Origin of the sequence: Bacillus cereus group sp. MYBK15-3, assembly GCF_051916765.1 — a bacterium.
Lineage (GTDB): Bacteria > Bacillota > Bacilli > Bacillales > Bacillaceae_G > Bacillus_A > Bacillus_A cereus.
Genome location: NZ_JBQAHG010000006.1, coordinates 149,075 through 169,148, shown reverse-complemented (window position 1 = coordinate 169,148; position 20,074 = coordinate 149,075). Strand labels below are relative to the sequence as shown.

The following is a 20,074-nucleotide window of genomic DNA, read 5'->3' as shown; positions in this document are numbered from 1 at the left end:
ACAACTGCAATATGCAAAAAAAGGAGCGTAGTTACACCCCTTACAGTTTTCCTAGTATCTTGTTTAGACTATCTTTTATTTTTTCTGTGTTTTTCTCTTCAACTTCAATCATCCCAATTACTTTATTGATATCTGCATGCAGCTCACCGTTTTCATCATTATACTTTTCCATAATTCTTAAAAGTGCTAACCGCATCTCAGTGTAATTTGTCTTTTTAATCTCATTCAAACCCATGCCCGTCCATCCCCTTTAGTGTTTTTATTAAAATAGTTGTTTTCTTATCTGGTTCTAATATACCATTTTATTATATTTTAGTCAATAGTGTCGCAGAAAAAAAAGGATGCTAAAGCACCCTTAACTGACAGAGCTATTTATACCCCGCTATAACATTTTCTATCTTACGTACCATATCCTCTTCAGAGTCATATTCAACAAAGCTTTCTGTGAGTACTCCTATAGAGCCTGACACTTTACTGCCTTTTTTATACACACATACAATAGGAACTCCAAACATATCTGCCCAACACAACTCTATACCTAGACCAGTTGCTGCATATGAAACCTCAGCAATAAATATATCACAGGTCTTTAAAAACTCCCTAGAGTCAAATGGTTTACCCGATTCCTCATGCGGCAACACCACATTATGCTCCACATACATACTGCTGCCCTTTACTGGCTTATACAACTCATCTGCGTAATTAAAACTGTTTGCATGTCCCACATATACATTTAATTTATTGCCCAATCTCTGCACCACATCTGCAACGTAATGCCCACAGTGGGAACACTCAGATAACCGTTCCCCAATATCATCCATATACACTGTTAGATGATTTAACTTACAGGTTGGACACTTTGCACCATCTTCAACTATCCTATTTATCAACAGTCTCACCCGAATCTACAAATTTTATAGTTAATGTTCCTTTTTCAATAACAATTGTCTCTCCGGTTGTATCGTTACTGGCGTAGGTGAATTCCCTGTCATGATAGATTGACATATCTTGTTTTGAAGCATCCACGACAAGCTTTAAAATGCGTTCACTTCCCATAACACAATCAACACCACTAACCTCTAATGACATAAGACTCACCTCCTTATACTCTAACTAATAAACCTACTTTGTTTGATTCCCACGTTATTTCTTAGTTCTTTTATCAACAACCTTCACAGCTCTAACTGACACATCTGTAATAGAGTACACAAGGAATGTATCCCCAAGGTACTCAATTACATCCCCGATTTCCCGGACATCTGTATCTTCTATTCTGTGGATTGTTAGTATATCTTCCCTGAGTATGTTAATACAACTCATCTACAAACCCCTTCCCTTATTTCACTTGTTTATTTACCTTTCTCCCATCAACGACAAATCGTAATTAGACTCAATAAACCTCACACATAACTTTCTATTTGCATCGTTCCCTAAGTAGTTGTAAATCACTAACATTTCAGCCTTTGTGAAGCTTGTCCCTAACATATGATTGAATCTTTTTAGAACTTCTCTAGATTTATATTCGCTTAAGCTTTTACTAATCGGTCTCGATAACCACGCGAACATCTTGCAGATGAAATCCAAACGGTTTTCTACATCCTCTAATCTGAAATACAGATTATTTCTAGGGTCGAATATTAATTCGTTGCTGCTATTTACATAAGCCTTCGGGAAAACTACCTTTGTCTTTTCTACTAAAATTTGTACCTCAGTATTCACCTTTTATCCCTCATTTCACACCAATATTAACCCACTTTGATGAGTGATTTTATAATGGCACAATTAAACAACTCAAAACATTTAAGTGTTGCACCTGCTTTAGTTTCATCGTAAACAATCCCTGTATGCTCTATATTGTTCCTATCAATAAAAACCACATCCCACATTTGCTACACCCCTATTTTTTCTTTTTTGTTTTCTTACTCTTGAAAATGTATTCTTTCCCTTTCTGTCTTTGCTCTTTATTTTTCATTTTTTGTTTGATATTTGCATAGTTGTTAGGATTTTTAAGATTCATAACAATCGCTCCTTTTCTACTAAATTAAAATTGTAAAGTAAACTACTAAGATACTTCCTTAGTAGTTTAAATAGATAAGTTCCCCGTTATAGTTACTTTTTTGCACCTTAGCCCCTAAAAATACATCACCCTCACTAATGCTGTTTGTATCGCAGTAGATATTAACAACAGGGTGATTTATAAACTCATTTAACTTATCTGCTGCTTCTTCCATATCTCCATCTACAGTCACTAAGCAGCCGTCCGTACATGAAGTTATATTGATAGTTTCAAAATTTCTATACCCTTCTTGTTTAGGTGGTAACGAAATCTGTCTAAACCCGTTTTGGTAGATGAAAAACAATGGCTTCTTACTCATAGATTATTCCCCCTTGTTTCGCTTTTCGTAGTGACTTACACACTATTCAGTCCTTATTATCTTTCTTGATAAATTTAACTTCCACTTCCGTAGAGCCTTCAATTTTCAAGGACTCGAATATACGGTCAATAGGTGTCACATCAATGAAATCCTGCATCTCATCTACTGTTTCAAACCATTCGTATTTTGCATGACCGTTCTGTACATAGGTTAGTAAATAATTTCTCATACCCACTACATCCTTTCTTTTATCTGCCTTTAGTATACCAGTTTATTATATTTTAGTCAATAGTGTGCAAAGAAAAAGAGAGCCTTTACGCTCCCTGCTTTATACTAGTCTAATTTTATTTATCTAGTTTTTCGATATAGCCATCCTCTTCCAAACTCTTAACCTCTACCTTGGCTTGTTCTTCCGTGAATTGAGAATAAGGATACGTTTGTTTAATAGGGTGTGTGGGATGTTTGTCTCCTATCCATGTGTACCCAAATGTATCTAACCAATATTTAATATTCCCTTTTTTAGTCACAACCATCAGCTCCTTTTATACTCAGTTTGCCAGTAACCCGCTTTGTTATACGGACTCCAATAGTCTTTAGCCATATCAGTCTTATCCTTGTCCTGATACGTTTCTAAGAACTCTAATGCTTTGTCTACGGCTTCTTGGAAGTTCTCTGTACGGTATTCAATATCACAAACACCCAATGCCCCTCTCTCATATACCTGCAGACAGTAAAACCCAATGTACCTCTGTATGTAAGCAACTGCTCTTCCCCTTGTTTTCTGATAGTAATTCCATTTTTGTGAAAAGTGCCACCCGTTTACTTCCTCAATTCCCCACAACACCATCTAGGTCAACCCTTTCGTGTCTCTTATACGTTACTTACGATTACTATACCTATTTATTATATTTTAGTCAATATTTACTTTATTTACATACAAAAAAAGGACTTACTTAATAAGCCCCTTCACCTTTGTATATTCTTCTGTGTACGTACCAAATAAGGATTTTCTAGCTACTTTTCTCGTTACCCCTATATCTTTATTATGTAGCTGCAACTCGTCATCCGTAAAGTTTACTCCGCACTCTTTAACCTTATGTTTGTTCAGATATTTAATCATTCTATCGTAATCTGTATTCGTTAGTTCTTTCTTACTTCCAAACTTGGTTCGCAACACAAACACTACAAACCACATAACCAATGTCACACCCGACGTAATGACGAAACAAGCCGTCAGATACGTACACAGTTGCTCTATACTCATGCATACACTCCTCTACTTCTTCAACACTTTACTTACCTCAACCGGCTCATGTAGCTCCACATCTTTATACTCTGACTTTACTTCCTTTGTTTTAAACCGCACTATATACTCAGAATCATCAAATTTTACCACAGCTTTTAAATCCCCATCAACCCAAGGATAGTCCGTATTATCATATAAGTACGTCCCAACTGGCTCCGTTGTTGCTAATCTGAAGTATTTTTTATCTTTATCAAACTCTTTTGCAACCAGTTCCTCCGCTACCTTAACATTTTCCCTAGCCTGACCGACCTTTACTTCATCTTTTTTGTCCTCTTCAATTATTGCATTATAAAAAAGTACAGATACTACACCTATAACCAATAACAATGCTGTCGACACCGCAACCCCAATCACATTTGATTTCCTCTTTTTACTCATTTCCATAACCATACCCTCTTCTTTCTTGTTTGACTTTACCTGACTATACTGCATTATTATATTTTAGTCGTTAATCTGACCGAGAAAAGGCGGATTGCCCCGCCTGCAGCTTATATCCTATCTACAAGTATCCATTTAACCCAGTTACCGCCGTCACCGTCACGCTCGTACGTATACAATCCATCCTTTAACATCACGTAACTTTTAACCGCACTCCCTCTAAAACCTTCGTCATACTTTACTAGCTCATCAAACGTAGCTAATTCATCAGACGTTTTGTATTTTCCTGTGTAGCAGATAGGCATTTCCCCAGAAGACAACTCCCAGTTTTTATGAACAACATGTAAAACATCCCAGTCCACGTTTAATTTTGTTATTTCTACTAATCTCTCAACTGCTTGCATGTTTATACCCTCCTCGTTGTGTAAAAATCGCTAAGGTCACCCTCTGCGCTTTACTCCATATGGTCACTCAAATACACAAGCTGTTGCGTCGGCATCTTCTTACGCATATCCGCAAAATCGATAAACCACAGCATCATATCTGAAATGTACTTATGTTGATATGCCTTCTTCACTTCCTGCCTTGCTTCAGACATACCCATTTTCGTTAAATCATAAATCATCTTCATTTTACCTGCCCCATCACCCGAACGACCAATCCAAGCGCCTCCACAAGTGATTCCGAGGTATTTACCAGAACGTAACTGGAATCTGTAGACATAGTACCCATTCACCTTCTCTACATCCCACGCACGTTTTTTGTACCCATTTAATACCCGAGAGTTAAACAAGATTCTATCTTCAATAATCTCGAATTTTTCCTCATCATAAAGTAGTTTACTAACCATATGTTCTTTAACCGAGTAGTCGATGACATCTACTGCTTTTCCTTCACCAAACACGACATGATACCCTCCTACCCGTACATCACAACCGCATTTATGCATTTCACGTAGGAAACCATACACTCTATCAGACACTTCTTCCTGTCTCCAATACGCAGGTGGATGTATCGGAATCGTTACTTTAATTACCTTATGGTTAGATAATGCCACACTAAATACGTTTATGACAAGTTCTACTTTATAACCGCCGATTTGCGGGCTGTAATAGCTACCCAGTACCGTCCAACCCGAAATATAGACCATTTGTACATCCTTCACCAGTAACCCGTCACGATGCCTTGTCTCACGCTTAAACTCATTCGACTCTACAATGCTTTTTAATACACCTACCGAAGTATAGTCATGAACGTTTTCTTCTTGTAACATAACAGGCATACCCATAACACCTAGCCTCCTTTTAAATCATCGCCTTTCTTTTTACCCATGTACACCTAGCTTTTCTGTCTTCTTTTCGCAGTAATCTGTATATTTTTAATATAACAAATAAGGACTCTGACAACTCCAGAGTCCTTATCAAATCAACGATTATTTGAGTTTTGACGTTTTAAAATCTAGTCCGCCCTTCCCATCATCCACAACCTCAGTTTCCGTAAGTTCTCGGTTCTCACCGTAAGGGGAATCTTTAGCATCCTCTAAACCCTGCACAAACATGTCTAACATTACACCTTTACCCGAACCTACAGCGTTAGGTTGCGTATGATGTACCTTCCCACTTCCCGGCTCACCACTTACAATAAGGTTTTGATTACCTTTAAGCGCTGCTTCCATAATAGTGTCGAACACACCTTCACGACTCTCTCCAACAGGTCGGTTCAAATAGCTTTCTTTATCGTACACTTGCTTTAATATGATATCTTCTTTAACCCCTTTATCGACCTCGTAGATACCTACAATACGTGTAGCCGTTCCGACTTTGCCCATCTCTACGACAACATCCACAGCTTCTACAGTATACTGAACCCCTTTTTCAAGTAAGTTATCATGTAAAGATGCTGCAACCTTTGAGATTATTTTTAAACAAGATTCTGCACTATGTCCCGCTATTGTAGCTAACCCAGAATTTCCTGTTAACCATAGACGAAGTGCATCAAATACCCCATCAGAGCGCAAGCCATCATGACATACAATATCAGGGTTACGTTTAGCTGCGAAGTTATTTGTATCCTTTAGAGAACCGAACGCATCCTCACCTAAAACTAACATATTCCCTTTGTTATACTCCTTAAATTCTTCTGGTATTAACGCTATGATGATTACATTTTTACTATCTCCAATACCCTTAAGTACTTCTTTAAATAACGTAGTCTTGTACGTACCTGTTTCTCCCGTGATAATAACTGTTTTCCCTGCTTGTACATATCCATTTACTCTTGCCAACGCCTCTGGCTGTAATTCTTTAAACATACAAATCGACCCCATTTCTGTTAAATTTATTATTACGCCCAGTTATTGTATACACGCTTTAGTACAACTTCATGTTTTACCTTCTTATCAACTAAAAACACCTCAGACACCATTCGGCTGCGATAATCCATCATAACCAACACATCGAGTGTATTTACCACCTTCTCGACTGCATCAGGAGCTGTATCCAACGTAGTATCCATGTAGTTATGAACCAAATAACTCTTTACCATATCCGTACTAGCAGCAATCATTGTCCCTAGCCCTTTTCCTTCTTCAGCCCAAATGTTAAATACAGGCGCTACATCGCCACCTCGCACCTCATCAAATACTAAACGTGTTGGGTCATACTCCCCTACAGTTTCGATAAGCGCCTCGGTATCTTCGAACTCATTTCTATCCCAAACCACAACATTCTCACGCTCGATACCCTGTAAATCCGGTTTATACCCAATGACAGCAGCTCTGTCTTCTTTACCGATAAAACAAGATAACTCCTTAAGGAACGTTGTTTTACCAGAACCGATATTCCCCGCAATTAAAACCGTTTTCCCGTCACGAATGTAACCTTCTAGCATATTTATAACCTCTAACCCTCGGTGCTTGTTTGCTTCCATGTTATCTTCCTTCTCTCTTTTATATTTGTATATCCTTATTTTCTACTTTACCAAAAAAGGACTGTAAACAATCTACAGTCCTTATCAACTACCTTATTTTGCTTTAAATTGGTCGCCCTCAAGCAGCTCCATTAACCGTTTGTACTCGTTTGCTAACGCCTCTGTAATAACTGCCAACTGAGGTCGTCCCTCCAGTTTACTTGCCTCTGTCTTAGCGTTTAGTGCATTAAACTCCATCTCAAGATGTTCCATAACTTTACCTTTATCTAAATTACAATCACCTATAGGTTCTGGCTTTTCTTTATTTGCCTCCCAATTCACCTGCTCCGCATACTCTGAAGTAGGGTGATAATAAATAACATCTCTCAGTATCCCTACCCCCTCAGTACCCCCTAAAGGTCTTGAAATCAACTCCACCGTATCCTTGTTATACATTGTTACAATTAAATCAATCGCATTGCATAGTTCTTTTCGTACCTCAGCATAATCCTCGTCAATATCTAACCCCTTAAGCTTTGCATAACGAATCGCAAGCGTACGTAGGGCATCTGCACCGAAACTGCCATCAGGAGAACGGAACACACCCAGACCTTGTACACCATCTCCCCATGTATTCATAGCAAATAAAATCCCTACATCACTTAAGTTTTCGACCGCTACAGCAGTACCAGACGTATAAGGTGTACGTGAACCGTTACTTACTTCACGTACATACGACTGCATGCCTTCTTCATCGCTACTTGTGTACCAATAGGTTTCCTTATTCTCCGCCACAATACAGGCAACCTCTCTAAATAACTCCAAGGATTCCTTACTCTCATGACCGACAAATAAAATTGTTTCACCCTTTTTAGCTGCGTTCTCTATAATTTTAAACGCTTTATCATCTTCAGTTAACTTAGGCTGTGCCTCTAGTAATGTTCTTTTTATAAATCCGTTACCTTCTAAATTAAACTCCGAGATTTCGCTAATCAACATATCGTCCTCTAAAACAACAAACAAGTCTACATCCTTACAGATTTGTTTAACCGCGTCCCTATGCACTAAACTTGTTGTTTCTTCTGACCCGCCTGTATAATAATCAGCAATCAGCTCCACAGCAGATACCGCATTAAAACTTGTGACAGTTACTAACCCCTGTACACCAACTCCCCAAGCATCTACATTATACTGCGCCTCTGCACCTGTTACTTCGTCCCACACAAGGATTGTATCACGCTCTTCACTACTAAACTCCTGCTCATCTGCACGAAGTACTTTTTCTTTATCCACTTTTCCTAACAGGCTACAAATATCTTCACTAATAACCCCATTTTCAGAACTTAGTACAGCAACCTTCTTCTCTTTTGGCACTGCTCCCGTTAGTATCTTTAACAGTCTTGTTTTGTTAACATGTTGCTCCCCAACAATAACAATGGTTTTACCTTCCCTTACCGCTTCTTTTAAAGATTCAATTGCTGCAGCATTCCCACCGAACGTAGCCAACGCCTCGGCTATTTTATCATTACTCATATCAAACATATAACGTCATCCCCTTATTTATTTATTTATCTGTATGTATATATTTACTGTACCAAAAAAGAACGCAATATAGCTTTGCGTTCTTATCGTAATTTATATTTTACAACTGCTTAGGATTTACAATTTTATAGATTCCTTTTGTATTAGAGTCCATAATCACCATTAGGTCAACTACCTCACACATCTGACCCTGTATGCTTTCATAATGATTATAAACATCAGACCCTAGCACGTCCGCATGGGCATCTACCATCTTCTTTATTGCCGACTCCATAGTCCCGTCTTCCACCTCTAACACTCCAATCCCCGGCACTTTAAACTCCCATGACTGGACTGCGAAATACACCCCTCGTGTGTTCATATCATCAAATACAAACTGCGTAGTTCCCCGTGGTCTGTCTAATATCTCTTTCATAGACTCCCCATAAGCAGCCCCGTCAGTGCTACTTCTAAAACTTACTACATCCTCATTTACATACTCTTTCCAGTCCTTCTCTTTTCCTACCAAAATGGTTTGTTTATCTACTGGAATTGCACGAACCAAACTCCTTACTAACTCCGTCTTACCACTATTTTCAGACCCTACAACTAGAACCGATTTCCCCTCTTTCACCGCATCCTGTACTTGCTGTAAATCCTCTTTATGTTCCATACGTTCCCCTTCTTCCTAACTGTTTTCTTTTACTATACCAAGGTTTAACCCACCGATGCGAATCCCCATAAATAAAAGGGGCTTACTCAGCCCCTTTACTCTTGTGCCACATATAACTGGTCTACCTTTAACGCCCCATCCTTCTTATTTGTAAGTAATACTTCCGAAACCTCTACAATCCTATCCCCATCCATAACCACAATGAGGTCTACCGCATACGTTAGTAGGTTATTAGACTGGTTTCCTTCTTCCGTATGTCCCGTCAATTCCTCTATTCGTTGAATAGCCTCTTGTCCTGACATAGACCCCGAAAGCAGTGCAACCCCCTTGTAGCTACCTAAACCAATCGACCATGCTAGAACAGCCGCACTCGCTGTACGTCCATCCAACTCTCCAAACACCGTACGTTGCTTAGGCATACGGGAATCCGTCACTTTATCTCGCAGCTCTAACCTGCTATCCTTTATTGTGTATTCATCGAAATTAGGTGTATACACTGCCTCGCTAAGTGACGAAATCACATCGCCGTTATCCCAAATTGTTACCCTCTCACTTGCAGGGATATAGGTAAATAGTTTGTTCATGAACCCGAACTTTGCCGAGCCTTCCCCTACAATAACCACACTCTTTCTTGCTTGTACAAAACTCTTTATTAAACTCAAAGCATCTGGGTCTTGCACTGGGTACGGAACTACATCCACCACATCCGGTAGACCAGGAATGTCTTTTGCTACCCAGTTACTGCCAAGCATCCTTACATGAAATACTCCCACAATAGACCCCTTATCTACCAGTACTGCAATATCAACCGTATCCATCAACAAATTGCTGTAAGACATGTCATGGCGTTCTCCAGAACATGACCACCACATATTACTCAGCGCTGCGTTTACATTTTGAGAATTAATTGTACCCAAGAACCCTGCATCTTTACCTATAATTAACTGTTGCTCTTCTAATTCCGTCTTCATTTCCTTCAAAGAGTCAGGTGTTATATCCTCTACAAGCGTGAAGCCCTTAGCCGTACGCTCACGCTGCCTTAGCAACCGTTTAAGTAAATGTACCTTTCCGCTACGTTCTTCGCCTACAATGACCACAGACTTACCTCTACGTACATTATCCTCTAACCATGCAACCGTTCGTTTATCCTCTTCGGTTTCAAAGAACATCCAATCCTCTGCTTCACGAATCCCATCTTCTACAATTTGAATTTCATCTTTAATCTTCTCCGAAACCTCTGCAACGACTTTACGTAAATCCGCAACCGCCACTCCGCCGCCCACTACAACGACAATTCTCTTTTTATCCTCTTCTCGTACAATCTCTGACATCTTCCTTACCCCTCTCTTTTCCCGCTTCTTTACTTACTTTCACTATATCAAAAAAGGACTGAGAAAAGTCCCCAGTCCTTATCAATCATTCTTTTATTAACGCATAACCACCTGTTTTATCTACACTATATAAAGTGATAACTCCCTTTTTCGTAACTGTAACCACCTTATCAATTGCTGGGTACATCTTACTGGTAAGCACCTTATTGTTTAGTTCGGAGTCATCAAAGATATCCGTCATCGTATAATTAACCTCTCCTGCCTCTTTAGCACCTGTCATGTATCTACTAGCATAAAAAGAAAGGTCTCCGTGATTCTCTACCACCCTAACATACCCATCTACAATACATCCCGGGTTTCCTTTTGCTAAGTGGTTGATTGTTTCATAGAACCCATACTCACACCCTCTATCGGACAGAAGAAAATCAATAGGTTTATTCTTATCTGCTAACCTAGTCTGAAATTCCTCCCAATCTGCAATCTCATATCCATGCCCATAAGCAGTCACAATGTTCGAATCTTTAATTGCTTTATCGTAGGCTGCCGCCGTACCATACATAGTTACGTTTCGTGTTTTGCTTAACTCATGTGTAAGCATACGTACAACAGCTGCCTTTTCTGCAGGAATATCATCGTCGGTTATCAACATTACACGATTCCCGTTATCAATCAAATCCTTTACCACATCAACTGTCTTATCCCTCACAGTATTTTGATAAATATCCACCTTTGTTTCCGTCTCATTCAAAGGCTCCAGTACAGCATCATTTCCCCCATACTTACTCACCTCAAACAACCCAACAACCTTACCATTATCCATAAGTGTAACTATATCAATTGGGCTTGTCACCTCCGTAAGCGACTCAGGTGAATTATACTTGTTCCAGTACTGCACAAACTGTGCAAGCCCAAAGTTTGCATTATTACCTGTCAAAGTTGCTAGAATATTTACATCTTCCCGAACCGTCAGACCTCTCTCTTGTAACTCTTTACTTGCCTCACCGACATATTCCGGTGTAACTCCATCTATAACCGCCAACCCTGTCTCTGTAGCTGCCTTTTGACGAATTAACCGCTTCATTAGCGTAGTTTTACCACTTCTGTACCCGCCAACAATTAGGACTGACTTCCCTAAAGATACAAACCTGTCTAAAGCTAAACGCAACTCTTCATCTTCGTAATCAGCACTATCATCTACCTTACCTATCAAGTCCACTCTCGCCATATCATGTACTAGCTCTTTGTAGTCCTCTATCCCTCGTAAATACTCGGCAAATACACGATGGGCAAACATCTCACCCGCTACTATTATAACTTTTCCTTCTTTTTCTGACATTTTCATCCCTCCCAGTTATATACCTACTATATCTAAAAAGGACTGAGAAAAGTCCCCAGTCCTTATCAGTACTTTGTTTACAAAACCCTTTTGTTTGAACTAGGGTCTAAATCTACCAACCTATGCCCTCCTACTGCATGCTTACGAGTTGCGAATAACCCTACGATTTTCCCATCTTCCATCAGTACAACAACATCGATAGGCTTCTCACTTAATGCAACAGCTCCATCAGAATCCACCTCATCGCAATAGTTAAAGAACGTATCTAAACAATCATCTACATTAGAACCTACCATAGTAGCGATGATACTTACGTCCTCCCCTTCCTTAACTCCGTTCGTTCTTAACTCTTCACAAGCCTTACTTAAATGTTCAATACGCACCTCGTCCATAACCACGACCCCTGTGTTAGCCTTTGCCTTTTGACGAACCAATCGTTTTAACAGCGTTGTACGACCGCTACGAGCCTTTCCTACAATCAGAACAGAATGATTACCCTCTACAAGTTTATCAAGCGCCTGTCGCAACTCTTCGTCATCAGAATCCGTACCAGAATTAGACTCCTTAGGTAACTCAACTCCCGAATTTGGATTGAACCCTAACTCGGTTACGAACTCCCCAAAGACTTCCTTATACGTTAAATCCCCTGCAACAATAACCACTTTGTTTTTCTTTACTTCCGACATCTTCCTAACCCCCATGTATTTTTTGAACTCCTACACCTACTATAACAAAAAAGAGCCACAGAACACCTGCAACTCTTATCGTTTACTTTAGTAATGTAAGTCCTACACGCTTACTCATATCGTACACCGTCACTTCTCCCTCGTAAATAACAACTACCTTATCTATAGCCTTTGCAACCACTTGCTCTACAGCCTTATCGATGTTTGCACCCACTTTATCGATTCCGTAGTTATCTAGGTATTTACCTGCAATTGTAGGCAGCAAAATATCCTTTGTTCCAATAGAAAGCCCATCGGCAATAAACCCTACGTACCCCTCCGCTAGATAATCAAGCGTTGCATGTAATCCTCCTTCATTGTACCCATCATGAACTAGATACTCTACTACGTCAGGTTTACTATTGATTTCATCGATAATTCCGTACCACTCGTCACTGTAATGACTGTAGACATTAACCTTGTTGTTTTCTTTTAATTCATTGTATTTATCTCCGAACCCAATCAATTCGACTTGCTTTGTTTGACTTAACCAGTTCACTAGCTCTTTTACAATCACATATCGTTCCTCACGACCATATACCGCTAACGCCAGTCGGTTTCCATCAGCAATGAACCCCTTTAACATATCTACGACTTCTTTTGTTGTCTTTACTGTCATGATTAAAACCCCCGTTGTTTATTTCGTTATTTTCTACCTTTAGTATACCACTTTATTATATTTTAGTCAATAAATAAAGCAGGAAAAGGGCTGTGAAACCCTCACAACCCTTTACGATATGTACATATCATCCATTATAACTTTCCCATCCGCCGACATATAAGGTGTCCAAACCTCTGCAACCTTTTTACCTTTCATCACAACGACCGCCCCGATACTGCTTATAATTCCATTGGACTTCGCATCACGCAACGAATCATCCCCACCTGATAACATATCCACTAAACGCTCCATAGCCTCCTCAGCAGTTGTGGCATCACTCGTTGCGAATCCTTTCTCACCACGACCCCACGACTCCATCAGCGGGCTTGTCATTCTTTCATCTACCTCTAGGAACGACACTCTAGATTCAGCCATGTTTAAAGCCGCCATAAGCCACATAGTATCCTGCGGGCTATTCGGTATAATATAAGGCTTTACTTCCCCCAGTTCCCATGCTTTAATCCTTGTTAAGTGACTTTCATCCCCTAAAAGAGTCATGAACTCATTTCCTTTGACTTCGCTTAGCAACTCTCGCATAAGACCGAACCTGCCGTTTTTATCCCCACCTACAATGTAAACCCCATGACCATCACTAATTTCATCCCATATCACTGCCATTGCTGCAGGGTCTTGCTTCTCCTTCTCGTACTCAAGCTCATCAGCGCCGTCCATAGGCACTAACCCTCTAAGCTCCGAACCTTCTTCCTTACGATTCTCGAACATGTTTGTAATGACACCCTCATCGACTTTAACCACGATATCAATATTTGCAAGCAGCCCAAATGCACTCTCGCTCTCATCCAAAATATCCATAAACGCTGTATCTGCATGGAAACCCTCATATGTTGCCAATACTTCCATATCTTCATATAAACGGATATAATTTTGCGTTAACAACCCATCTGCTTCCCACATTGTATCGTTATTAATCCCGTCCATGACTAACAACCCTTTATCGGATTTTGCTTTACATCGAATTAGATATGTAAGTAATTCGGATTTTCCGCTTCCTTTATCTCCTACAATCAAAACGGATTTCCCAGAACGAGCAAGTTCTGCTAACTCTTCTCGTATCTTTTTATCCTTACGCTCAATAACCGGATTTGTTTCCCCTAAGAAATAGTAACCACCTACACGCTCTAAGGCTTTTGTAACGTTCTTTAACCCTCTCAGTAAATGAGAAGCTACCTCAGCTCCGCTCATTTTACCTACTGTAATGACTGGCTTTTTAGTCTCTGACATCTTCCTCATCCCCTATTACATTTTAAGTAACCCATACCCGTTAAAGCCATGAACCACTTTATACAACTCCATAGGCTCTTCCTCATCTAAACATTCATATACAACAACATTCAAGGCATCCATAAGCCCTATCCAACCTATATACTGGCAATCTCTATGTAGGTTTCGAAGCCCCTGCGCCCCTGTCACGCACATCCCAGTAACCACGACAGAAACATCCTTACCTACCGCTAACCCTTTACTATCGAGCAAACCCTTGGCTTGTTTCAACCTTTTTGCACTTACCCCATCTATAACAAGTAACCCCTTATTAACTGTTGCTCGTCTTCGTAGAATTGTTTTCAGTAACCTTCGGATATCAGCCTCACGGAAATCCGCAACCACCAGTAAAGAATCACCTCTATCAACACTTCTGCAAAGATTCCCTAACTGACTGTTTAACTCTTTTGGGTTCTTATCTATCACGTCATATACATCTTCATTAAGTGATTTGTGTTCACTTACATTCGTAAAATCAATTCCACTTAATAACTTATCTGCTTTGTCTCCTGCACCTCGTAATATATCAGCCACTACATCTTCACCAGATACGTCACCAACAACAATCAAAGGTTTTCCAATCACAACGCCTACCCCTTTCTTACTTTATATACTCACGTAACCTGTATTCGTTAAAATCCCTTTCAACTAACCAAACCTCCGGCTCTGTATCATCATCCTCTACATCTAACGTAACGACATCTAAGGCATCCATTAACTCGTAATACATTGCAGCCTTGCACTCCCCATGTAAGCTCTGCAACCCTTTATCCGCCGTTTCTGCATCAAATGTGAGGAGTATAGAAATATCTTTACCTAACTGTAGCCCCTTTTCTTTTAACACATCTTTAACCTGCCAGATGACCTCTCTATCCGCATCACCAATGACAATCAATCCTTTATCTAATTGACCTTTAACTCTAGCACGTATCAACATATTCAGTAACTCAACTCTATACCCCTTATAATCACTCATCACTGCCACAGATTTTCCCTGTTGTACAAGCTCCACAAGCGCTTCCGTACCCTCACCTTTATAGGCGTTATCGAAGTAATCATCAAAAGCAGGACTATGATTCTCAAACTCTATGTTCCCAACGTACTCCTTATACGTACCCGCTGCCCCTCTTAATACCTCTTTAAATACATCTTCACCATTTATATCCCCAACCACAATCAAAGTCTGTCCAAGCATGACATCATCCCCATTTCATTGTATTCACACATACAGGTAGGTACGCATCCGAATCGCTACACCAGTAGTTATTGATATGGGAAATACTGTTGTTCTATGTCTGAACCTGACTCACAACTCAATCCATACCCACCTGTACGTGTACACTACTGCAACCACCCTTACATATTGCCTACACTCATTACCACTCACCTATGCAATAGTGTACTGTACACCACTTATACTAACAAATAAGGTCTGCCATATGTTAGCAGACCTTATCAAACCTTTATTACGTTTTAATCGCAAGCCCCTCCGCCGGAATCTCCGCTGTCAGAGCCACCAGTATCATGCCCACCTCCGTGGCTTCCGCCGTGACCTCCAGAGCTTTCAGAACCACCCCAACTTCGACCACAACGACCAGAATCATCGTCATCATACGTGTACACAGGCGTTGGACTGTAACCTACATCAGAATCATCAGAAGAACTACGTTTTCTGTTTGTACGTGACGCTGCTTTATTCCTATTGGGGCTACGTTTTCTGTTTAGGTACGTCTGTTCATTACCGTTAGCCCATACCGCCGCCCTCTTTACTTCTCCTCCACTCTCTTTACTCAGGTCTAAGCCCTTTTTACCCTCATCTTCATTAACCTTACTATCCGTTACCTCTGAGCCTAGAAATATGATTCTACAAACAAATATTAAAGCTGCTGAAATGACGGCAAATGCCACTATCCATAAAAATGCGCTCATAGTTATTTCCCCTCTCTTACTCCTATTTATATCGTAATTTACGTATATAAAAAATTGTAGCAAAAAAGGACTTCACACGGTTGGAAGTCCTTATCGTAAAGTTATATCCTATTCTCTTTTTAATTCCTTTAATTCATCTTTTATGCCCTTTAATTCGGCTAAAAGATTTACTAATGCGTTCTCTATTTTTATTTGATTCTGTATAATTTGCGAAAAGACATCAGCAGGAACAGATACCACATCTTCCTCACCATTACTATCCAGTTTGAATTCATCCTCTGGCATCTCCATAACTTTTTGAGCTGCCTCGCTTATACCCCTCCCAAACTCAGAAAACTCATTTACCTTCCTAATTTTCACCAACGCATCGTTTGTATATATTCTTTTTCCTTCTCCGTTCAACGGGAATTCGTATCCGCTTTTATATAAATTACTAGCTATTTGAATGACATGAATCTTTGCACATCCAAGTAATTCTACTACCTCATCTAAACTATAGGTTGTTTCCAACAGCAATTTCCTATGCGTATCGGACATCTCTTCTGGATTCATTATCATATTTCCCACTTCGCAAAAGGCAAACCCCCTACTGCGGTAATCATACGCTTTTTTAATTATTGCAATATCCTCATCTGTAGCTCCCATGTCATTAAAAACATACCCGGCACTCTCCAAACCATTCATACAATCACGTAACTCTTGTTTACTTGTTTTTAACGCATTCGGTACTTTCCCCCAGCTATATGCAGTCACACTGACCCCTCCTATATATTAAAAGAATATTTTCTTACCTTCCTTTATCTCCTTAATTTCTTTACGGAAATAATCCTGCTCCGACTGTGTGTTTAAATAAGGAATTACTTCCTCGTAAACTTTTGCAACGTTATCCATTCTTTCCCTTTTAACCTCATCTGTCAGTTCCTTATTGTACTCCGTACCTGATATCCTACCGTCAGGGATAAGATTCTCAACCGCAACCCACACTTTAAACGAAGCCCGGCTATACTCCCCTGTCTTTGAATTATACTCCAACACTGCAACCTTTTTAGGGTCTGTATGTGGCAATGTAACCCCTTTACAATCCCCACTTTTATAGTTCAACCCTAACAATTTTGGTCTCACTGACACTTCGTTTACCATCTTAATTCCCTCTTTCTATCCTTTTTACTATTTAAAATATACCACTTTATTATATTTTAGTCAATAAATTAATTGTAAACAAAAAGAGAGCTTACATAAGCCCCCTTACTCCACCTTTGCATCTTCAATTAATCAACTAATTTTGTACTGCCTACCATTTCCCAAGCATCGTTTTCCATTTTGTATACAGCAATTTTGTTTTCCTCTTCAATATAACTAGCCTTAAACCCCACTCCGTATAATTCATTTAATCCGAAAGTTGATTTACTAAGTTTAACTCTTACATCCTCATCTTCCAACATCATTACATAACCTCTTAACATTAATTCTACTTTATTCATTATAACCATTCCTTTCGTTTACCGTTTGTTTTATTACACATAATATACCATTTATTTATATTTTGGTCAATAGTTAAATACGTAAAAGGAGCATACTCCTATGCTCCCAGAACCTTTTTCACAGCATCAAACAGCAACACACCGCTCTTGTTTAACTCTTTAATCTGTTTAGCTGTATCAATATCCTTATCCGTATAGACCCGAGTCCCTTTCTTTGTTTTTGATACCTTATACCCTTGCTCCTCTAGTAAGTTCATATACTTCCTAAATGTATGTCCAAGGATTCCAGACTTAATCGAAGCTTCCTGCAAATAATATGTGTTTGGTTCATTATCGGAATCCGTACCAGTTAGTAAAACTGCCTTATCCTCACCAATTTTCCTACACATTTTACGTACCAATTCTATATCTTCCTCAGAATATAACCGCATACCTGCTACGATTCTATGCAATTGATGACCCTCAACCTCCAAATACGTCACACAATCTCGGAACACACGACTATCCACACCAATCTTTTCCGCAGCACCCTTTAACCTGAATAATTTTTTATTTGGGTCTGTGAGTATGGAAATGATTTCAGTATCTTCATCTTCTATCCCCATAATATGCTTTGCAGTTGTATATAATGGAATACCTAACTCAGCATACTCTACCATTTTCCTTACTTCCCCAATGTCCTTGTTTGTGTAAACTCTATGCCCATTCCCTAACCTTTGTACAACATACCCATGCTTCTCCAGTAATCGAATGTAATCACGAAACTGCACATCCTCTATCTTTACCATACGACATGCATCCTTTAGTTTAAATAACACCTCCCCCATTATGAACACCTCTTGTTATCACTCAATATTAGTTTTACGGCTGCGCCCGCACGTACTCCAGAATCTATCAATTCTCTTAATTTCCGAACTGCTTCTATCGTTTCAGACGTATATAGTCGAATACCTTGCTCATTTCTAGCAACTGTATACCCTCCTCTTTCAAGGGCAATCATATAGCGAAGTATATCGTCTTTATCGTATCCGAGCATATCCGCTACTACACGTAGTCGATACGTTTTTTCACCCGTATTCTTTACAACCCTAACCTCGTTAAGCTCCGCCACTACCTTTTCCGCAGCATCAACTAAACGCATACCCTCGTCGTTATACGTCATCATCTTCTGGATAATATTAATGTCTTTTTCAGAATATACTCTGTTTCTTCCGTTCACCAATGTAAACTTATAACCCTTTTTCTCTAGTGTTTTAGTATGGTTTGCAACTGTATGTACACTAGTTCCCAATCTTTCCGCCACCGTTAACCTACTGTATCTGCTATACTCCATATCTACTAATACTGTCTCACCTTTTAACTCCTTAAGGATTCTCTGAGCAGCCACCAGTAAATTTTCCCCTCGTCTTTCGCACTCCCTTAATTTTAAAATAGACTGTACCTCTTCAGCAGAATAGATTCGAAGCCCTCTGTCATCCCGATTGATTTCACGACCTAAACTCTCAAACACTTTCGCATACCTTAAAGCAACTTGTCCGTCTACATTCATGAGATTTTTTAGCTGCGCCAAACGACTCCAACCGTCATCGACCTTACAACCAAATTTTAATGAATTAGCCATTTAAATCCTCCTCTTTATGTTTAGTTACAATTAATTTAGCCGCTTGCTTAACCTCTAACCCACCGAGATGCTCTCCCTGCATTTTCGTAAGTAAGTTAACCAACTCATCTGTATACATCCGTCTTCCGTTCCTATCCCTCTGCACAACATACCCTTCTTCTTCAAGATAATTAGCATACCGAACCACATTAGGAAACGGTATCCCTAACCTATCCGCAATATCCTTTATCTTATGTGTAGTTTGAAAAGCGAGTTTAATATCCAGTAACTCATCTTCACTTAACATATCTGGGTCAATAATATATTTTGCTATCACATCTAACCGCACCCGTGTATATGAGTACTTCCGAATTTCAGATATGAACGCTATGTCTTTTTCTGTATATAACCTACGCCCAAGACTGTTTGTACGTATCACATACCCCACGGACTCCAATAGTCGTGCGTAGCGATTCGTCTCACTAAACCTATCAAACCCTAAAAGGTCTGCTGCTTCTCTTGACGTATACGTTTTATCTGACTCGTAACCAAGTGCTGCAACCATACCAC

32 protein-coding genes are annotated in these 20,074 nt (G+C 39.6%); all 32 read right to left on the bottom strand.

Annotated features, from left to right (window positions below; genetic code table 11):
• Positions 1-40: 40 nt before the first annotated feature.
• The gene (locus ACTFR8_RS22985) at positions 41-235 is read right to left on the bottom strand and encodes a hypothetical protein (RefSeq protein ID WP_221660372.1); all 195 of its coding nucleotides are present in this window, start codon (positions 233-235) and stop codon (positions 41-43) included.
• 133 nt (positions 236-368) lie between these two features.
• Positions 369-890 (bottom strand): hypothetical protein, encoded by a 522-nt coding sequence (locus tag ACTFR8_RS22980; RefSeq protein WP_440028129.1) that lies wholly within the window; start codon positions 888-890, stop codon positions 369-371.
• The gene (locus ACTFR8_RS22975; protein WP_221660370.1) at positions 880-1,089 is read right to left on the bottom strand and encodes a hypothetical protein; all 210 of its coding nucleotides are present in this window, start codon (positions 1,087-1,089) and stop codon (positions 880-882) included. Before ACTFR8_RS22975 ends, ACTFR8_RS22980 begins: the two co-directional genes overlap by 11 nt.
• A 54-nt stretch (positions 1,090-1,143) precedes the next feature.
• Positions 1,144-1,320, bottom strand: a complete 177-nt coding sequence (locus tag ACTFR8_RS22970) for a hypothetical protein (protein WP_221660369.1) — start codon at positions 1,318-1,320, stop codon at positions 1,144-1,146.
• A gap of 33 nt (positions 1,321-1,353) precedes the next feature.
• The gene (locus ACTFR8_RS22965; protein WP_221660368.1) at positions 1,354-1,719 is read right to left on the bottom strand and encodes a hypothetical protein; all 366 of its coding nucleotides are present in this window, start codon (positions 1,717-1,719) and stop codon (positions 1,354-1,356) included.
• A 26-nt stretch (positions 1,720-1,745) separates the two neighbouring features.
• On the bottom strand, positions 1,746-1,886 hold the full coding sequence (locus tag ACTFR8_RS22960; RefSeq protein WP_221660367.1) for a hypothetical protein: 141 nt from the start codon (positions 1,884-1,886) through the stop codon (positions 1,746-1,748).
• 189 nt (positions 1,887-2,075) lie between these two features.
• On the bottom strand, positions 2,076-2,375 hold the full coding sequence (locus ACTFR8_RS22955; protein WP_221660366.1) for a hypothetical protein: 300 nt from the start codon (positions 2,373-2,375) through the stop codon (positions 2,076-2,078).
• Positions 2,376-2,421: 46 nt separating this feature from the next.
• The gene (locus ACTFR8_RS22950) at positions 2,422-2,604 is read right to left on the bottom strand and encodes a hypothetical protein (protein ID WP_440028125.1); all 183 of its coding nucleotides are present in this window, start codon (positions 2,602-2,604) and stop codon (positions 2,422-2,424) included.
• A gap of 115 nt (positions 2,605-2,719) precedes the next feature.
• Positions 2,720-2,902, bottom strand: coding sequence for a hypothetical protein (locus ACTFR8_RS22945; protein ID WP_221660364.1), 183 nt, complete (start codon positions 2,900-2,902; stop codon positions 2,720-2,722).
• Between the two features lie 5 nt (positions 2,903-2,907).
• Positions 2,908-3,222, bottom strand: coding sequence for a hypothetical protein (locus ACTFR8_RS22940; RefSeq protein ID WP_440028122.1), 315 nt, complete (start codon positions 3,220-3,222; stop codon positions 2,908-2,910).
• A 102-nt stretch (positions 3,223-3,324) separates the two neighbouring features.
• Entirely contained in the window at positions 3,325-3,639 is a 315-nt protein-coding gene (locus ACTFR8_RS22935; protein ID WP_440028120.1) for a hypothetical protein, read from the bottom strand.
• 12 nt (positions 3,640-3,651) lie between these two features.
• Complete coding sequence (locus ACTFR8_RS22930) at positions 3,652-4,065, bottom strand: hypothetical protein (protein WP_440028118.1); 414 nt, start codon at positions 4,063-4,065, stop codon at positions 3,652-3,654.
• Between the two features lie 104 nt (positions 4,066-4,169).
• Positions 4,170-4,463 carry a hypothetical protein gene (locus ACTFR8_RS22925; RefSeq protein WP_221660360.1) on the bottom strand — a complete coding sequence of 98 codons (294 nt, stop codon included), beginning with the start codon at positions 4,461-4,463 and terminating at the stop codon, positions 4,170-4,172.
• 50 nt (positions 4,464-4,513) lie between these two features.
• On the bottom strand, positions 4,514-5,347 hold the full coding sequence (locus ACTFR8_RS22920) for a hypothetical protein (RefSeq protein ID WP_440028115.1): 834 nt from the start codon (positions 5,345-5,347) through the stop codon (positions 4,514-4,516).
• Between the two features lie 144 nt (positions 5,348-5,491).
• Positions 5,492-6,370 carry an ATPase, T2SS/T4P/T4SS family gene (locus ACTFR8_RS22915; protein WP_221660358.1) on the bottom strand — a complete coding sequence of 293 codons (879 nt, stop codon included), beginning with the start codon at positions 6,368-6,370 and terminating at the stop codon, positions 5,492-5,494.
• A gap of 32 nt (positions 6,371-6,402) precedes the next feature.
• Positions 6,403-6,987: a hypothetical protein gene (locus ACTFR8_RS22910; RefSeq protein ID WP_440028112.1), complete on the bottom strand. Its 585-nt coding sequence runs from the start codon at positions 6,985-6,987 to the stop codon at positions 6,403-6,405.
• A 93-nt stretch (positions 6,988-7,080) separates the two neighbouring features.
• On the bottom strand, positions 7,081-8,508 hold the full coding sequence (locus tag ACTFR8_RS22905) for a hypothetical protein (RefSeq protein WP_440028109.1): 1,428 nt from the start codon (positions 8,506-8,508) through the stop codon (positions 7,081-7,083).
• A 100-nt stretch (positions 8,509-8,608) separates the two neighbouring features.
• Complete coding sequence (locus tag ACTFR8_RS22900; RefSeq protein WP_221660354.1) at positions 8,609-9,160, bottom strand: CpaF/VirB11 family protein; 552 nt, start codon at positions 9,158-9,160, stop codon at positions 8,609-8,611.
• 95 nt (positions 9,161-9,255) lie between these two features.
• Complete coding sequence (locus tag ACTFR8_RS22895) at positions 9,256-10,491, bottom strand: hypothetical protein (RefSeq protein WP_440028106.1); 1,236 nt, start codon at positions 10,489-10,491, stop codon at positions 9,256-9,258.
• Positions 10,492-10,576: 85 nt separating this feature from the next.
• Positions 10,577-11,827 (bottom strand): ATP-binding protein, encoded by a 1,251-nt coding sequence (locus ACTFR8_RS22890; protein WP_440028103.1) that lies wholly within the window; start codon positions 11,825-11,827, stop codon positions 10,577-10,579.
• Positions 11,828-11,904: 77 nt separating this feature from the next.
• On the bottom strand, positions 11,905-12,513 hold the full coding sequence (locus ACTFR8_RS22885; protein WP_440028100.1) for a hypothetical protein: 609 nt from the start codon (positions 12,511-12,513) through the stop codon (positions 11,905-11,907).
• A gap of 82 nt (positions 12,514-12,595) precedes the next feature.
• Positions 12,596-13,171 carry a hypothetical protein gene (locus tag ACTFR8_RS22880; RefSeq protein WP_440028097.1) on the bottom strand — a complete coding sequence of 192 codons (576 nt, stop codon included), beginning with the start codon at positions 13,169-13,171 and terminating at the stop codon, positions 12,596-12,598.
• 111 nt (positions 13,172-13,282) lie between these two features.
• Positions 13,283-14,455, bottom strand: coding sequence for a hypothetical protein (locus ACTFR8_RS22875; RefSeq protein ID WP_440028095.1), 1,173 nt, complete (start codon positions 14,453-14,455; stop codon positions 13,283-13,285).
• A 15-nt stretch (positions 14,456-14,470) separates the two neighbouring features.
• Positions 14,471-15,079 (bottom strand): hypothetical protein, encoded by a 609-nt coding sequence (locus ACTFR8_RS22870; protein WP_440028092.1) that lies wholly within the window; start codon positions 15,077-15,079, stop codon positions 14,471-14,473.
• Positions 15,080-15,095: 16 nt separating this feature from the next.
• Positions 15,096-15,689 carry a hypothetical protein gene (locus tag ACTFR8_RS22865; protein WP_221660348.1) on the bottom strand — a complete coding sequence of 198 codons (594 nt, stop codon included), beginning with the start codon at positions 15,687-15,689 and terminating at the stop codon, positions 15,096-15,098.
• A 278-nt stretch (positions 15,690-15,967) separates the two neighbouring features.
• Positions 15,968-16,423, bottom strand: coding sequence for a hypothetical protein (locus ACTFR8_RS22860; RefSeq protein WP_221660347.1), 456 nt, complete (start codon positions 16,421-16,423; stop codon positions 15,968-15,970).
• A 108-nt stretch (positions 16,424-16,531) separates the two neighbouring features.
• Entirely contained in the window at positions 16,532-17,176 is a 645-nt protein-coding gene (locus tag ACTFR8_RS22855; RefSeq protein ID WP_221660346.1) for a hypothetical protein, read from the bottom strand.
• A gap of 18 nt (positions 17,177-17,194) precedes the next feature.
• Complete coding sequence (locus tag ACTFR8_RS22850) at positions 17,195-17,563, bottom strand: hypothetical protein (RefSeq protein ID WP_221660345.1); 369 nt, start codon at positions 17,561-17,563, stop codon at positions 17,195-17,197.
• A gap of 128 nt (positions 17,564-17,691) precedes the next feature.
• On the bottom strand, positions 17,692-17,868 hold the full coding sequence (locus ACTFR8_RS22845; protein WP_440028089.1) for a hypothetical protein: 177 nt from the start codon (positions 17,866-17,868) through the stop codon (positions 17,692-17,694).
• 134 nt (positions 17,869-18,002) lie between these two features.
• The gene (locus ACTFR8_RS22840) at positions 18,003-18,731 is read right to left on the bottom strand and encodes a hypothetical protein (RefSeq protein ID WP_440028087.1); all 729 of its coding nucleotides are present in this window, start codon (positions 18,729-18,731) and stop codon (positions 18,003-18,005) included.
• A complete protein-coding gene (locus ACTFR8_RS22835) occupies positions 18,731-19,525 on the bottom strand; it encodes a hypothetical protein (protein WP_440028084.1) in 795 nt (264 codons plus the stop codon). The genes ACTFR8_RS22840 and ACTFR8_RS22835 overlap by 1 nt, the downstream gene beginning before the upstream one ends.
• Positions 19,518-20,069, bottom strand: a complete 552-nt coding sequence (locus tag ACTFR8_RS22830; RefSeq protein WP_440028083.1) for a helix-turn-helix domain-containing protein — start codon at positions 20,067-20,069, stop codon at positions 19,518-19,520. The genes ACTFR8_RS22835 and ACTFR8_RS22830 overlap by 8 nt, the downstream gene beginning before the upstream one ends.
• Positions 20,070-20,074 lie beyond the last annotated feature (5 nt).

Coding starts and splice junctions, on each gene's coding strand:
- ACTFR8_RS22835 (WP_440028084.1), bottom strand. CDS start 19,525: ATGGCTAATTCATTAAAATTTGGTTGTAAGGTCGATGACGGTTGGAGT.
- ACTFR8_RS22900 (WP_221660354.1), bottom strand. CDS start 9,160: ATGGAACATAAAGAGGATTTACAGCAAGTACAGGATGCGGTGAAAGAG.
- ACTFR8_RS22865 (WP_221660348.1), bottom strand. CDS start 15,689: ATGCTTGGACAGACTTTGATTGTGGTTGGGGATATAAATGGTGAAGAT.
- ACTFR8_RS22920 (WP_440028115.1), bottom strand. CDS start 5,347: ATGGGTATGCCTGTTATGTTACAAGAAGAAAACGTTCATGACTATACT.
- ACTFR8_RS22830 (WP_440028083.1), bottom strand. CDS start 20,069: ATGGTTGCAGCACTTGGTTACGAGTCAGATAAAACGTATACGTCAAGA.
- ACTFR8_RS22940 (WP_440028122.1), bottom strand. CDS start 3,222: ATGGTGTTGTGGGGAATTGAGGAAGTAAACGGGTGGCACTTTTCACAA.
- ACTFR8_RS22845 (WP_440028089.1), bottom strand. CDS start 17,868: ATGATGTTGGAAGATGAGGATGTAAGAGTTAAACTTAGTAAATCAACT.
- ACTFR8_RS22905 (WP_440028109.1), bottom strand. CDS start 8,508: ATGTTTGATATGAGTAATGATAAAATAGCCGAGGCGTTGGCTACGTTC.
- ACTFR8_RS22930 (WP_440028118.1), bottom strand. CDS start 4,065: ATGGAAATGAGTAAAAAGAGGAAATCAAATGTGATTGGGGTTGCGGTG.
- ACTFR8_RS22955 (WP_221660366.1), bottom strand. CDS start 2,375: ATGAGTAAGAAGCCATTGTTTTTCATCTACCAAAACGGGTTTAGACAG.
- ACTFR8_RS22875 (WP_440028095.1), bottom strand. CDS start 14,455: ATGTCAGAGACTAAAAAGCCAGTCATTACAGTAGGTAAAATGAGCGGA.
- ACTFR8_RS22960 (WP_221660367.1), bottom strand. CDS start 1,886: ATGTGGGATGTGGTTTTTATTGATAGGAACAATATAGAGCATACAGGG.
- ACTFR8_RS22910 (WP_440028112.1), bottom strand. CDS start 6,987: ATGGAAGCAAACAAGCACCGAGGGTTAGAGGTTATAAATATGCTAGAA.
- ACTFR8_RS22880 (WP_440028097.1), bottom strand. CDS start 13,171: ATGACAGTAAAGACAACAAAAGAAGTCGTAGATATGTTAAAGGGGTTC.
- ACTFR8_RS22975 (WP_221660370.1), bottom strand. CDS start 1,089: ATGTCATTAGAGGTTAGTGGTGTTGATTGTGTTATGGGAAGTGAACGC.
- ACTFR8_RS22950 (WP_440028125.1), bottom strand. CDS start 2,604: ATGAGAAATTATTTACTAACCTATGTACAGAACGGTCATGCAAAATAC.
- ACTFR8_RS22935 (WP_440028120.1), bottom strand. CDS start 3,639: ATGAGTATAGAGCAACTGTGTACGTATCTGACGGCTTGTTTCGTCATT.
- ACTFR8_RS22925 (WP_221660360.1), bottom strand. CDS start 4,463: ATGCAAGCAGTTGAGAGATTAGTAGAAATAACAAAATTAAACGTGGAC.
- ACTFR8_RS22970 (WP_221660369.1), bottom strand. CDS start 1,320: ATGAGTTGTATTAACATACTCAGGGAAGATATACTAACAATCCACAGA.
- ACTFR8_RS22840 (WP_440028087.1), bottom strand. CDS start 18,731: ATGGGGGAGGTGTTATTTAAACTAAAGGATGCATGTCGTATGGTAAAG.
- ACTFR8_RS22915 (WP_221660358.1), bottom strand. CDS start 6,370: ATGTTTAAAGAATTACAGCCAGAGGCGTTGGCAAGAGTAAATGGATAT.
- ACTFR8_RS22985 (WP_221660372.1), bottom strand. CDS start 235: ATGGGTTTGAATGAGATTAAAAAGACAAATTACACTGAGATGCGGTTA.
- ACTFR8_RS22895 (WP_440028106.1), bottom strand. CDS start 10,491: ATGTCAGAGATTGTACGAGAAGAGGATAAAAAGAGAATTGTCGTTGTA.
- ACTFR8_RS22885 (WP_440028100.1), bottom strand. CDS start 12,513: ATGTCGGAAGTAAAGAAAAACAAAGTGGTTATTGTTGCAGGGGATTTA.
- ACTFR8_RS22860 (WP_221660347.1), bottom strand. CDS start 16,423: ATGAGCGCATTTTTATGGATAGTGGCATTTGCCGTCATTTCAGCAGCT.
- ACTFR8_RS22850 (WP_221660345.1), bottom strand. CDS start 17,563: ATGGTAAACGAAGTGTCAGTGAGACCAAAATTGTTAGGGTTGAACTAT.
- ACTFR8_RS22890 (WP_440028103.1), bottom strand. CDS start 11,827: ATGTCAGAAAAAGAAGGAAAAGTTATAATAGTAGCGGGTGAGATGTTT.